Below are 13,008 nucleotides of genomic sequence, written 5' to 3'. Positions count from 1 at the left end.
TTATTTGCCTCCCTTGCGTAGGCGAGGGTCTAGAATCATGTACAGCATGTCAGCCATTAAGTTGAAGCACAGCATGAACATCGTCATGATAATTAGCTGACCTTGAAGTACTTGGTAGTCACGAGCGTGGATAGCGTTCAGTAGAACAGTACCTAGGCCTGGGTAGTTAAAGATCATTTCGATAATCAACTGACCACCGATAGCCATACCTAGAGACATTGAAAGTGCAGTCACACTTGGAAGTAAAGCGTTACGAGCGGCGTAGTTAAATACCACACGGTTTTCGCTTAGACCCTTACCTTTAGCCATAGTGATGTAGTCTTCAGCTAGAAGGTTGATCATGTTGTTACGCATGTTTACTAGGAAGCCACCGATTTGAACAATCGTTGCACAAAATAGAGGCAGTACCGCGTGGTAACCAACGTCTTTAATGAATTCCCAGCTTGACCAATCTGGCACGGTGCCTGGTGTATAAGCGTAGCCAGATGGGAACCATTTCAAGCCAATTGAAAAGGTAAACAGCGCTAGCATTGCGATAACCATTTGTGGGATAGCTTGGATGATCAGTGTGCCTGGTGTTACGAAGGCATCGTAACGACTACCACGTTTCCAAGCGGCGAAGATGCCAAGAACTGATGCGATTGAGAAAGAAAGTACAACCGCTGTACCAGCTAGGAACAGAGACCAGCCAAATGCACTGCCAAGTAGAGAGTTTACTGAAAGCGGATAGAACTGAATTGAAGTACCTAGCTCCCAGCTTAGAATGTTTTTAATGTAGGACAGGTATTGGATGTAAATAGGACCATCAACGAAACCTAGCAATTCTTTCATTGCTGCGATTCGCTCTGGCGTTACCTGTACTGAAGCGTTCGCAAACATCATGGTAACTGGGTCACCAGGCATTGCTCGCGGAATAATAAAGTTTAACGTCGCCGCAACTAAGAGCGCGACAAGATAGAACGACAAACGTCTTAAAAAATAACCCATAACTCACACCTTACTCACCCAGATTTTTTCCCTGTTTCTGGTTTCAGGTCGCCCCTAGCGAAATTTAGAGCGAAAAATCCCCTGACGACGAGCGCCACATATTGGTTTCGTTATTAGGGGATTTTTATAGGCGGCACACGGGATGTGTGCCGCGAGAAATGAACTTCTACTTATTTAACTGGTTTTAGGTCCAGTACGTGAAGTAGACGCTCTGGGATACCAGCCCAAATGTTTGGACGGCCCTTAGGATTTTCTTCGTTCCACCAACCAGTGAAGCGAGTTGTGTTGTATTGGTACATGTAAGCGCCAGACAACACAGGGATAGTAACTTGATCCTGAGCGATGATTTGCTGGATACCATGAGCGATTTCTAGCTGCTCTTGCTTATCAGCTGTTTTGTAGAAGCTGTTAAGTAGGCTGTCTAGCTTGTCGTTCTTGTAGAAGTGCATCGCGAAACGAGGCATACCATCGCCAGATTGTAGCTTCGAGTTGTAACCGCTATCCCAGTACAAGTGTGGATCCGCACCGTGGAAGTAGTTGGTGTAAGCAACGTCGTAAGTACCTTCTAGCATTGCTTGGTTGTACACAGAGAAGTCTGGAGTACGAGCACGTGCTTTAATACCAACTTCAGCTAGTTGCTCAACCGCTAGTTGTACGGTGTTGTTGAAGTCCGTCCAACCGTTTGGCGATTGAATTAGAAGCTCAAAAGACTTACCTGATGGTGTGTCTACGAAGCCATCTTTGTTCACGTCTTTGAAGCCAGCTTTCGCTAGAAGTTTCTTAGCACCTTCAACGTTGTACGTGTTGTAGCCTTTGTACTTGTTGTGAGTTGCTTCGTCAGACCAAGCTTCGAATGCGTAGCCAAGGCCAGATGCGAAGTCGTTCACTGTACCGCCACCGTAGAATGCGATGTCGATGATAGTTTGACGGTCAAGCGCCATAGAGAACGCGCGACGGAAGTCAACGTTTGTTAGTGCTTCGTTCTTAGCAGCGTCTGGGTTTTTGAAGTTCACTACGAACGCTTGAGCAGTACCCGCTGGCGGGTACCAGTAGTGGTGGTTCGGGCTTGCTGCTGCGTAAGTACGGTCAATGTCAGGAACGAATGAAGAAGTCCAGTCCATCTCGCCGTTAACAATCTTACCTAGGAATTGGTCGTTGTTTGCGATTTGAGGTACACGTAGACAGTCAACATCTAGGTTGTCAGCATCCCAGTAGTTCGGGTTTTGACATTGGATGTACAATTGTGGAGTGAACGTATCGATCACTGTGAAAGGACCTGAACCTACAGGATTTTCGTTAGTAAACGTTGCTGGATCTTTCACTTTGCTCCATACGTGCTTAGGTACAACTGGTACTTTAGCAATTTCGTAAGGAACGTTAGAGTTTGCTTCGCTTAGACGGAATTTAACTTGGTAGTCGTTAACTTTCTCAACACCAGTAACCCAAGAGTTGATGCCTGACTGGTCTAGCTCAGGTTTCTCTTTTACTAGGTTGAAAGAGTAAACAACGTCGTCAGCAGTGAATGCTTGACCATCAGACCATTTCACGCCTTTACGAATATCGAAAGTTACGCTCATTAGGTCGTCAGCCATTTTGAAGTTTTCAGCTAGACGGAATACCGGAGTGTTACCGTGCATTTCGTTGAAAACAACTAGTGGTTCGTAGATGAAGTCGGTTGTTGTGTGCAAGTTAGTTGCACCCAAGAAAGGGTTAAAGTTACGAACGAAAGTTGTAAACTCTTTAGGGTGGATAGTCAGTTCACTGCGTTCAGCCGCAGTAGCTACCGATGCAAAACCTGTAGTAGCTGTTGCAATAATTGCTGTTGCTAGTGCTGTTTTTTTAATATTGGCAAGCATAGCTGTTCCTTACTATTTGCTTTCATTTCACTAAATGGAATTGAATGTCATCAATTGATAAACACTCTCCAAGACCTACCTCTTCGTTTTTCGTTACTTACGCTTTTCACATTAAGTCTCGTTAAGAGTGGCCTGTAGGCCTTAGGCAGGAGTAAGAAAACACCTTATCCATAAAATAATCAAACTCGATTCCCGTTAAAAACGTTAAAAACACACCCGTCCACGTCATAAACGTCATTTTGTTTGCTTTTAGCTCGTTCTTGGTTGAAAAATGAACATTGATATGTGTCGCAGTTTATATCCGTGTTTTGTTTGTGTGTTAGTGGGTGCTAACTTTGAGGTGTAAGTGTTTAAAGGGTTTGTTCTGTCTATCTAAGGTTCGGAGATCTAGCTCACATGCGCTGAAAGCGTTAATTAATCAGGTGAAATTTAATCTGCCGTTCTGTTGTGATTGACTTCGCAATCTCTGTCAATTGTTGGTCAATTTCCGTTTGGAATATGAAAAATCGTCTTTTTTACCCGCGAAATTAAGGGGGGGATTATGCTTTTTTTACAAGAAAAATGAAGTCTAATTTCCCATTTATCAAAGAAGAGTGGCGGGTTGATAAATAGTGCAATACAACACTTTTTAGCTACGGTGTCTTTTCGTTTTAAGAAGAGGAGAGTTCCGCCGGAGCCGCTAGGAAATGAGCTCAATTAAGAAGAGTGCTTGAGGCCGTCGCTAAGATTAATGGTGTTTGTGAAAATGTCAGCTCGTACTAGTTCGTTGAGTGCATAGGAGCATACATTCACCGTTTACATGTCGTGCATTTTGTTTTTTGAGAGGGGAGAGTGCGTACCACCCATAGGCAGAAAACAATAGGTATAAAAAGCCCCGCATTGAGCGAGGCTTGTATTTTATGAGAGGTTTAGCTAGTGAGCAGTCTTTGCAATTTATCGCGCTGTGCTTCGATGTAAGCACGTTCAGGGCTCTGTTCTTTACAGTGTTCAAGAATAAACTCAATCGAACTCAGAACCGTTCTCCAGCGCGGTGTTTTAGGCAGAGTTTCGATACGCATGTATTTATCGAGCGTTCGGGTTTGCAGTGTGCTTCGGTCGAGGTAGACGCGCCACAGTCCACTTTGTTCGGCAAACGCAAATTTACTTTCACCCGTAACAGACTCCCAATAGTCCAATGCATGCGTCATGGCATCGACCAACACTTCACGCATCAAATCTTGCTTATCTTTTTTGTTGCCCAAAGCCTTATCTGCCAAACGAGTAAACTCGCCACCAAGCTCTTTGAGTTTCTGCAACTGGTCTCTATCACCATCGAATGCATAACTTGAGAGTACTTCTACCGCAGTTTCTAGGTTATGAATACGCGCGGCGTTAGCTCCACCACCGACATTAAAGATGTACATCACATCTAAGCCAGAGCCTTCTGGCAGTTTTAGAATGTCGGCTTCAATGTTTTGACGAATATCCTCGATGTAGATATCAATCTTGCCGCAATAATGAGGCTGCTTCACCGTCAAATATTTTGGTGCGATCAGTTCGTCAGCTGATGAGCGTTTAAGTTGCTCTAAACTGCGTTTGAATAGCTTACAAGCCGCTTCGTTGGCAAAACGAATACGCTGATCTTCTCGCAGACAAATAATAGCTTCCGGAGCAGATTCTAGCTGTTCTAACAAACGACCTTGAGTTTCAAGAAGGCTTGCTTCGACGACAGCACGCTGTCTAAGCTCTGACTCCAGCACTTTGTTTTCCATATGGCGCATTTCCGCTTTACTTGCTGTTAAATGCGCTTGGATACGTGCCGCCAACTCTTGTTTGTTGAATGGCTTCGATAAGTAGTCATTCGCGCCTGCTTCAAAGCCTCTCACTCGGTCTTCTGTTTGGCTGAGAGCGGTGAGCATAATGATCGGTAGCTCAGCATGATCATAGGTTTCACGTAGTTCACTACATACTTGGTAGCCGCTCATGCCGGGCATCATAATATCGAGTAACAGCAGTTCCGGCTTTTCTTGTTCAACCAGCGCCAGCGTTTCTGGGCCATCTGAAACGGTACGAACGCGGTATCCTTCTAGGCGCAAGAAGCTTTCCAGTACTCGCAAGTTAACGGGTTCATCATCTGCGACGTAAAGCAGTGGGCCATCAGGGTTCTCTGGTAGCGATAAGTCGTCGCCATTTTCCAAATTAATCTCAGGAATTTGGAAGTGCCCACGCGCCACTAAGGTTTGAGTTGCTTGGATTTCCTCTTCGCTGGCCAATGGCAGTGTGAAACTAAACGTGGTGCCGACCATCGGCTGGCTGCTCACGTAAAGTGAACCGCCCATCAACTCAATCAGTTGTCGGCTAATCGATAGTCCCAGTCCCGCACCTTGACGATAGCGACTTGCATCTTGGCCAGCTTGAATTAAAGGCTCAAAAATATGCTCAAGATGTTCTGCTGGAATTCCCTGACCAGTATCGACCACTTGCACGCGGACGTGATCGTCAACAATGGTAGCGGAAATGACGATCTTACCTTCTGAGGTGTATTTAATGGCATTGCCAATCAAGTTATACAGCACTTGTTCGAGGCGTTGCGGATCGGCCGAAACGGCTTTAAGGTCGGCTGGTACTTGGTTGATGATGCGAATGGTCTTATTGCCTAGCAGGTGATTAGAAAGCTCAAGCACCAAGCGTGTTGCACTAGCTAAGCTTACTGCCGATTTTTGTATATCCATGCTGCCATAGCGCATTTTGTGGTAATCCAATAAATCGTCTACGAGGTTAGCTAAGCGTTGACCACTTTTGATAATGATATCAAGTTGGTATTTTTGACTGGCGGGAATGACTCCATTTGCTCCTGACACAAGGGTTTCTGCTATCCCAACCATGCCATGTAGCGGTGTACGCAATTCGTGCGAGGTTGTTGCGAGGAACTCATCTTTCAGTTTATCAGCCAGTTGCAACTCATCATTTTGCTTCTGAATCAGCTTGATGTTGCTTTCAAGTTCTTCGTTTTGCTGTTTGATGGTTTGGATTTTTTCTCGAATCGAGCGCTGCATACGTTCGAAGCTGATAGCCAAGCGACCGATTTCATCTTTACGTTCGGTATTGAATGTCGTTTCGTCGAGGTCGCCAGCGGATACTTTCTCCGCCGCCCAAGTCAGCTTCAGCAGTGGTGATGTAATGAAGTTGGACAAATAATGCGATGCAATCACCACAAGAATGATCGCGATTAGCATGGCGATAACGAAGAGCTTTTCCAGTTGATGAATGCGTGAAAACGCCTCTTTTTCTGGAAGTTGAACCACGAGCGCCCATGTAATGCCGCGTGTTTGAATTGGGGCAAATGCAGCGATAATTTCTTCGCCAAGTCCATTGGTGTAGGTGCCAACGTCGGTTTGTCCTGCTAAAGCTTTATCGATGACTTCAAGACTGTTTTGAATACTGTCTTGCTTGGTATTAATCGTACGTGGTTGCTGATCGCTGCCGACCAGTAGAGTGTTGATGGACGATTCACGGTTTTTATCTGCGATCAGCTTGGTAATGCCGTTGTTTGGTAAACGGAACATAGCATAGCTGTGCAAATAGCCTTGCTGAACGATAGGTGCACCAAGCCAAGCGACTTGTCGACCATGTTCCAGTTCAAAATCAGAAATAATGACGGGCGTATAATCTTCATTCACTTTGCGGCGTTCGTTGACGTCATCAGCCAGACGTTTGAAGGTTTTTCCTAATGCCGAGTCTTTGTAGCGCCCCGTTAGTAGGTTAGTACCGTAGTTGTCGTCTTTGTTGATGGAATAGGTCACGTTGCCGTTAATATCGACCAGCAAAATATCATTAAAATCTGAGCGTTTGAGTAGCTCCAGATACGCCCAGTGATAACGTTTGTGGAGTAAGCGATAACGTTCACTACCGACATAATTTGAGGACTCCGGCAAAATCGATGTTTTGATTTGGTCACCGCTGCCTTCGATATAACGTTGCTGAGCATTTTCACGTGCTTCTTCAATATCATTGCCTAAACGGCTAAATGCATTGACGAGGCCGTAAAAACGACCACCACTGGCATACGCGAGCTCAGAGCGTACAAATCCCATGACTTCGGTTTCTTGCGCTTCGAAGTAGTCGAGGATCTGTTGTTGTTTGGTATCACGAACAGAAAGCAGATGTGAAGTGCTCTGTTCTTGCAGATCTTTACTATGGGATTGCAGGAAAAAAATCGCAGTGATGGTAAGAGGCGTAATGCTGAGGACAAGAAACGCAGTCATCAGCGTACTCTGAAGGCGCTTAAATTTCTGTTTTTTGTAGAATTTAAACATGGATAAGATTACAACTCGTAAAGGGCTAGCACGGGTTGAAGGTGCTCGCCTAGGTTCTCGTTAAAAACGGATAAGAAGTTAAATTCGATAGAATTAACAAAATTAACGAGTTTTTTTTCTTTGACAAGAAAGTTAGTTGCAAAGCGTGCAGAGTCACGCAGTTTTTCTTACAAATGGGGCAATTTTAGGAAAGAAGCGCGCAGGTTCTTGCCTGCGCGGCTCACAATTACGATTTTTTCGCGTAGTAGATAGAGAACTTATTGGTCTTATTTAGCGTCTCGCAATTATTGAATGCGTTCTCAATAATTGGTGGGTATTTCAAGAAGCTGTTCGCAACAATGATCATCTCACCATGGTTTGAAAGATGTTGTGGCGCGTGACCTAACAGAGTTTCAGCCGCGTTGTAATTGGTGTCTAAACCACTGTGGAATGGCGGGTTGCTGATGATAAATCGGTAGTCATTGGCCGTATCTGAGTAAATGTCAGACGCAAACACGCGACCAGACAAACCGTTGGCTTCAAGCGTTGCTTGGCTTGAGGTGATGGCATACGCGTTGATATCACACATCTCAATCGCAATTTTTGGGTTTGCTTTCGCCATGAACGCGCCTAAAACACCGGCACCACAACCAAAATCGAGCACTTTGCCTGACAAGTTAGGTAAGGTTTCCAGTAGTAGACGGCTGCCTAAGTCAAATTCACCATGACTGAATACGCCCGGTAAACTTTTTACTGTAAGTGACTGCTCACCAAGGGTTACCGTGTAAGACTTAAACCACTCTTCTTGATTGAATGGTTTTGGCTCATTTAAGCAATTACCCCAGTAGAAAGAGCAGCGGCGAGCTGAGTCGTATTTGTTTACAGGACCATATTCTTTGAACATCTTTTCAATGCTCTTTACGCCGGAACGGTTTTCACCGACAACCACAATCTCCGTGTTCACGCCGAGTTTAGCCATAAGCATCGCAAGCAAATATTCGGCTTCTGCTTTCGCTTTTGGCCAATACAGCAGGAGCATGTCGGCTTGAGTTTCCACATCAAATTCAGAACCAAAATGGCTTTTTATTTTGTCTGAGTGACGGATTTGACGGAAATAGCTGTAGTTTGAAGTAAAGACTTCGACCGATTCACAGTGTGCGGTCAGTTCCAGAGGGAACATATCTTCGACTTCACCTGCAACTAAAACATGTTTTCCGTTGAAGTACTCTAGCTGACGCTGAGCGATTTGGCTTGGAGCGATATAGGCAGACATAAATTTGGTTCATCAGAAATAATTAGGGCCAGATTTTCGCACAATCTGGCCCAAGCTTGAAGCTGTTGCTTACTATTCAGTGGCGGCTAGCTGTTGTCTTGTTGGTTGAGAAAGTCTTTGAATTCCTCTTCATAGATATTAAACAGCACCATGGTGACCGCAAAAATCAGTGGGCCATAAATCAAACCAATCAAACCAAATAAGTGCAGACCACCTAATAATGAAAAGAAAATCATTAAGGTATTCATGCCTGCGCTGCCTTGCATCAACAATGGACGCAGCAAGTTATCAATCGAACCGACGATGACTACACTCCATGCGGTTAGGAAGATTGCCCACGTCATATCACCGGTGAGGAACAAGTACGCGGCGGCTGGTATCCAGATCAAAGCCGTACCGACAACTGGAATGAAGGAAGCAAAGCCCATCATGGTGCCCCAGAATAAACCAGGGAAGCCAGCTAGCCACATACCGATACCGCCCGCTAAGCCTTGCGCGATAGCCGTTAAAAAGGAGCCCATGACTGCGGACTTCGAAACTTGTTCTATCTCGGTCAAGATTCTATCTTCTTGGCTACGAGAGAGTGGCAGAATATGTCGAATTGCCGAAATGATTTTGTCGTGGTCACGTAATAAGAAGAAAAGCACAAACAGCATCAGGAAAAAATCCATCAAGAAGTTTGTTGCATCACCCAGAATTTTCGCACTGATCGCGACAAGGTTTGAACCAAAAGTGGTAGCAAATTGCCCGATTTTTTCGGCGATGGCTTTTGGCTCGATTTTATCGAAAGGTAAGTACTCATTAACAATGGATAGACCTTTGATAACCCAAGGATGTTGGAAGATGTCTTGAATGCCACCATTGGTGACCCATTTGTACGTATTCTGAGAAAAAACAGAGCCTTGTTGAACAATTGCAGCAAACACAAACAGTAGTGGAATGACAATAATGAAGGTCAAAACTACGCACGTGAGCAGCGATGCCGAATTTTTGTGTTTTGGCATTTTACGCTCAAACCACTCATGCACAGGAAACATAAGCAGTGAGATAATGAAAGCCATTACGATCGAATTGATGTAAGGCTCGACCAATAAATAGCAAGCAAAAGCAGCGGCGAGTAGAGCGATCATTAATACACGATGACTCGACGTGATTTTTACGTTGTTTGGCATGAGATAAATCCAACTTACGGATGACGTTTACAATGGCTCGCGTTGATATCAGCGCGAAACCTTTATTACTTTGCACCAGCTTTCCTTTCAGCCTTATGACACAGCTGAATTGGGAAGGGGTAAATGACCTTGTTATAATGACTACAAATCAGATGGTTATCAATCAAGAGATGAAAAATGGGTTGTTGTAACGGCGATAAGAAATGTAAATCTGAGAAGAAAACCAAACGTATTCCGTGGTTTGGCATTGTTCTAGGCGTGTTAGCTGTCTTGGTAATTTTGAACTGGCAATAAAAAAGGACCTTCCGGTCCTTTTCTTATAACTTGCGTATAGCGCTTATTTTGCTTCTGCCGCAATGATTGCAAAACAGCGATCCGCCGCTTCTAGTGTCGCGTCGATCTCTTTTGAACCGTGCGCTAGAGACGTAAAGCTTGCTTCGAATGCTGATGGCGCCAGGTATACGCCGTGATCTAGCATTAAGTGGAAGAAACGCTTGAATCGTTCGATGTCGCACTTAGTTACGTCTTCGTAGCAAGTTACTGTTTCTTGGTCAGTGAAGAAGAAGCCGAACATGCCGCCCACTTGGTTAACAACTAGTGGGATACCGTGTTTCTCTGCTAGAGACTTAAAGCCATCTGCCAGTTGCTTAGTTTTAGAAGCTAGGCGTTTTTCATTGCCTTCTTCTTTTAGAAGGTTCAAACAGGCAAAACCTGCAGCCATTGCCACTGGGTTACCAGAAAGCGTACCAGCTTGGTAAACAGGGCCTGTAGGCGCAATGTATTGCATCACTTCTTTACGGCCACCGAAAGCACCCACAGGCATACCGCCGCCGATTACTTTACCTAGTGTGGTTAGATCTGGTTTGATGTTGTAGTGTGCTTGTGCGCCGCCAAGTGCAACACGGAAGCCTGTCATTACTTCATCAAAAATCAGCAGTGCGCCTTCTTGATCACAGATTTCACGCAGGCCTTCATGGAAGCCTTCTACTGGTGGGATACAGTTCATGTTGCCCGCCACTGGCTCAACGATGATACATGCAATCTCGCCTTTGTTCGCCGCAAACAGTTCACGTACAGAATCTAGATCGTTAAATGTTGCTGTTAGCGTGTGCTTAGCAAAGTCTGCAGGAACGCCTGGAGAACTTGGTTGACCTAGAGTTAGTGCACCAGAGCCGGCTTTTACTAGTAAGCTGTCTGCGTGACCGTGGTAACAACCTTCAAACTTCATGATCTTGTCACGACCAGTAAAGCCACGAGCGAGACGAATTGCACTCATGGTTGCTTCTGTACCAGAACTTACCATACGGATTTGTTCCATTGATGGTACGAGTTCAGACACTAGCTCTGCCATCGCGATTTCCATCTCTGTTGGTGCGCCAAAGCTCAGGCCACGTTGTGCAGCGTCGATAACCGCTTCACGAATAACAGCGTGGTTGTGGCCAAGAATCATTGGACCCCAAGAGCCAACGTAATCAATGTACGCTCTACCATCGGCATCAAAAATCAGTGCACCGTCTGCTCGTTCGATAAATAGCGGAGAACCGCCAACGCCGTTGAATGCACGAACTGGTGAATTTACACCGCCAGGAATGGTTTGCTGAGCTTTTTGATACAGCTCTGATGATTTGGTCATGGGGTTATCCTCTTTTGATTGCTCGGACCAAGTGGGGCGCATTGTACCTAGCTATAATCAAGTTAGAAACGTTTTGCTTAATTTATGTGTTGTTTCGCAGTGTAATCTTACATATCAGCGACCAATCTAAAGAATCGGCGGCGAATACTTGAACGAGTTTGTCAGGTATTGGATAATCGTCCTCAATTAGCACAAATTTGACGTCTTGCTCCAGGCTTGACGCATTACACGAGTGAGAGAGGTCTTCGTGAGCGAAGTAAACGTACCATTATCTTTTTCTGATGCTGCAGCATCTCGCGTTAAGGCACTGATTGCAGAAGAAGAAAACCCAGCATTGAAATTGCGCGTATACATTACTGGTGGCGGTTGTAGCGGCTTCCAATACGGCTTTACTTTCGATGAGAACGTAAATGACGGCGATACAACCATCGAAAACAGTGGCGTGACACTGGTTGTTGACCCAATGAGCCTGCAATACCTGATTGGCGGCATTGTGGATTACACCGAAGGGTTGGAAGGCGCTCGCTTCTTCGTTAACAACCCGAATGCAACAACCACATGTGGTTGTGGTGCATCATTTAGCGTGTAATTGACACGATCACAGGCAGCCAATTGGCTGCCTGAGTTTTACGTAGCAGGATGTCACGTAAACATGCTCTCAGCGCTCCGCAGGAGAGAATAATAAAAAGGACTTTGTATGTCTGGAACTTCGTTTGGGCGACGTTTTGTCGAACGTCCGTGGCTAGTATCTCTCATCCTTATTTTGCTACTTGTTGCTTGGTTGGCTGCAGGGCAGCTCAAAGCACAAGGTGACCACACCTCATCCCCATCTCTCCAATCTGAAAACACGCCCTTAGCTAAGGTGATGTTTGATACTTTCACCGCAAAACCTACCAGTAAAACGATAGAGCTTTATGGCCGAACCGCACCCAATCGCCAAGCTCGTCTTGGTGCAGAAGTGGCCGGCAAAATTGTCAGTCTCAACATTAATAAAGGGCAACTTGTTAAGCAAGGACAAGTGATTGCTAACATTGATAAGCGGGATTTGGACAGTCAGCTCAAACGCGCTCAGGCCATGCTGCGAGTGAAAGAAAAGGAGTTTAATGCCGCAAAATCGCTCAAAAGCAGGGGGTTACAAGGCGAGGTGGCCTTTGCGACTGCGGAAGCCGCGTTAGTCGATGCAAGAGCGAACCTCAATAATGTCCAAACCGCTCTCAAGAATACCGAAGTTAAAGCCCCCTTTGATGGCATTGTTGATCACCATTTTGTCGAAGTGGGTGACTTTGTCGGTGTGGGCGATCCAATAGCGACAGTGATTGATTTAGAGACTCTGGTCATTGAGGCCGACGTTAGCGAGCGCCATATCCAGTATCTTAAAGACGGTCTTCAAGCGGATGTCAGAACGATCAATGGTCAGCATCACTTGGGGACTTTACGTTATATTGGTCGCGTTTCCTCCGTATCGACCAATACGTTTCCGATTGAAATCGAAATAGATAATCGCAATTCGCTCATCCCTGCGGGGATCAGTGCGGAAGTGCAGCTCCCTTTGAATGAAGTGCTAGCGATTAAAATTACCGCTGCAATGTTGGCGTTAGATGAAGAAGGGAATTTAGGTGTCAAAACACTGCAAGATGAACACGTTAAGTTTGTTCCTATTCAGTTAGTCAAAGCAGAAGAAGATGGTGTTTGGTTATCTGGGCTTGGCGAGCAAGCGGACATCATTGTATTAGGACAGGGGTTTGTTCGTGATGGCGATACCGTGATTGCGAATAAAGTCGGTGATGTCGCTGCCGATGCGGCCGAAAAATAG

General features: G+C 45.3%; 8 protein-coding genes. 2 read left to right on the top strand and 6 right to left on the bottom strand.

Annotated features, from left to right (window positions below; translation table 11 throughout):
* The 6 genes from OU793_RS00965 to hemL all read right to left on the bottom strand — a co-directional run bounded on the left by OU793_RS00965 (position 1) and on the right by hemL (position 11,195).
* Positions 1–987 carry an ABC transporter permease gene (locus OU793_RS00965; protein WP_140103391.1) on the bottom strand — a complete coding sequence of 329 codons (987 nt, stop codon included), beginning with the start codon at positions 985–987 and terminating at the stop codon, positions 1–3.
* Positions 988–1,157: 170 nt separating this feature from the next.
* Positions 1,158–2,843, bottom strand: a complete 1,686-nt coding sequence (locus OU793_RS00960; protein ID WP_274647717.1) for an ABC transporter substrate-binding protein — start codon at positions 2,841–2,843, stop codon at positions 1,158–1,160.
* 908 nt (positions 2,844–3,751) lie between these two features.
* Complete coding sequence (locus tag OU793_RS00955; RefSeq protein WP_005461251.1) at positions 3,752–7,138, bottom strand: response regulator; 3,387 nt, start codon at positions 7,136–7,138, stop codon at positions 3,752–3,754.
* A 226-nt stretch (positions 7,139–7,364) separates the two neighbouring features.
* Positions 7,365–8,390: a 16S rRNA (guanine(1207)-N(2))-methyltransferase RsmC gene (gene rsmC / locus OU793_RS00950; protein ID WP_140103880.1), complete on the bottom strand. Its 1,026-nt coding sequence runs from the start codon at positions 8,388–8,390 to the stop codon at positions 7,365–7,367.
* Between the two features lie 86 nt (positions 8,391–8,476).
* Positions 8,477–9,562, bottom strand: coding sequence for an AI-2E family transporter (locus OU793_RS00945; protein WP_005461253.1), 1,086 nt, complete (start codon positions 9,560–9,562; stop codon positions 8,477–8,479).
* 337 nt (positions 9,563–9,899) lie between these two features.
* A complete protein-coding gene (hemL, locus tag OU793_RS00940; RefSeq protein WP_053805569.1) occupies positions 9,900–11,195 on the bottom strand; it encodes a glutamate-1-semialdehyde 2,1-aminomutase in 1,296 nt (431 codons plus the stop codon).
* 247 nt (positions 11,196–11,442) lie between these two features.
* Between hemL and erpA the strand changes: the two genes are divergently transcribed.
* Together erpA and vmeJ are read left to right on the top strand one after the other, a co-directional pair.
* A complete protein-coding gene (erpA, locus tag OU793_RS00935; RefSeq protein ID WP_005461279.1) occupies positions 11,443–11,784 on the top strand; it encodes an iron-sulfur cluster insertion protein ErpA in 342 nt (113 codons plus the stop codon).
* Between the two features lie 108 nt (positions 11,785–11,892).
* Positions 11,893–13,008, top strand: a complete 1,116-nt coding sequence (vmeJ, locus tag OU793_RS00930) for a multidrug efflux RND transporter periplasmic adaptor subunit VmeJ (RefSeq protein WP_021453321.1) — start codon at positions 11,893–11,895, stop codon at positions 13,006–13,008.

The sequence above is a fragment of the Vibrio sp. VP6 genome (genome assembly GCF_028823755.1).
GTDB lineage: Bacteria > Pseudomonadota > Gammaproteobacteria > Enterobacterales > Vibrionaceae > Vibrio > Vibrio parahaemolyticus.
This window is presented reverse-complemented; position numbering and strand designations above follow the sequence as displayed.

Coding starts and splice junctions, on each gene's coding strand:
- OU793_RS00960 (WP_274647717.1), bottom strand. CDS start 2,843: ATGCTTGCCAATATTAAAAAAACAGCACTAGCAACAGCAATTATTGCA.
- OU793_RS00945 (WP_005461253.1), bottom strand. CDS start 9,562: ATGCCAAACAACGTAAAAATCACGTCGAGTCATCGTGTATTAATGATC.
- OU793_RS00965 (WP_140103391.1), bottom strand. CDS start 987: ATGGGTTATTTTTTAAGACGTTTGTCGTTCTATCTTGTCGCGCTCTTA.
- hemL (WP_053805569.1), bottom strand. CDS start 11,195: ATGACCAAATCATCAGAGCTGTATCAAAAAGCTCAGCAAACCATTCCT.
- OU793_RS00955 (WP_005461251.1), bottom strand. CDS start 7,138: ATGTTTAAATTCTACAAAAAACAGAAATTTAAGCGCCTTCAGAGTACG.
- vmeJ (WP_021453321.1), top strand. CDS start 11,893: ATGTCTGGAACTTCGTTTGGGCGACGTTTTGTCGAACGTCCGTGGCTA.
- rsmC (WP_140103880.1), bottom strand. CDS start 8,390: ATGTCTGCCTATATCGCTCCAAGCCAAATCGCTCAGCGTCAGCTAGAG.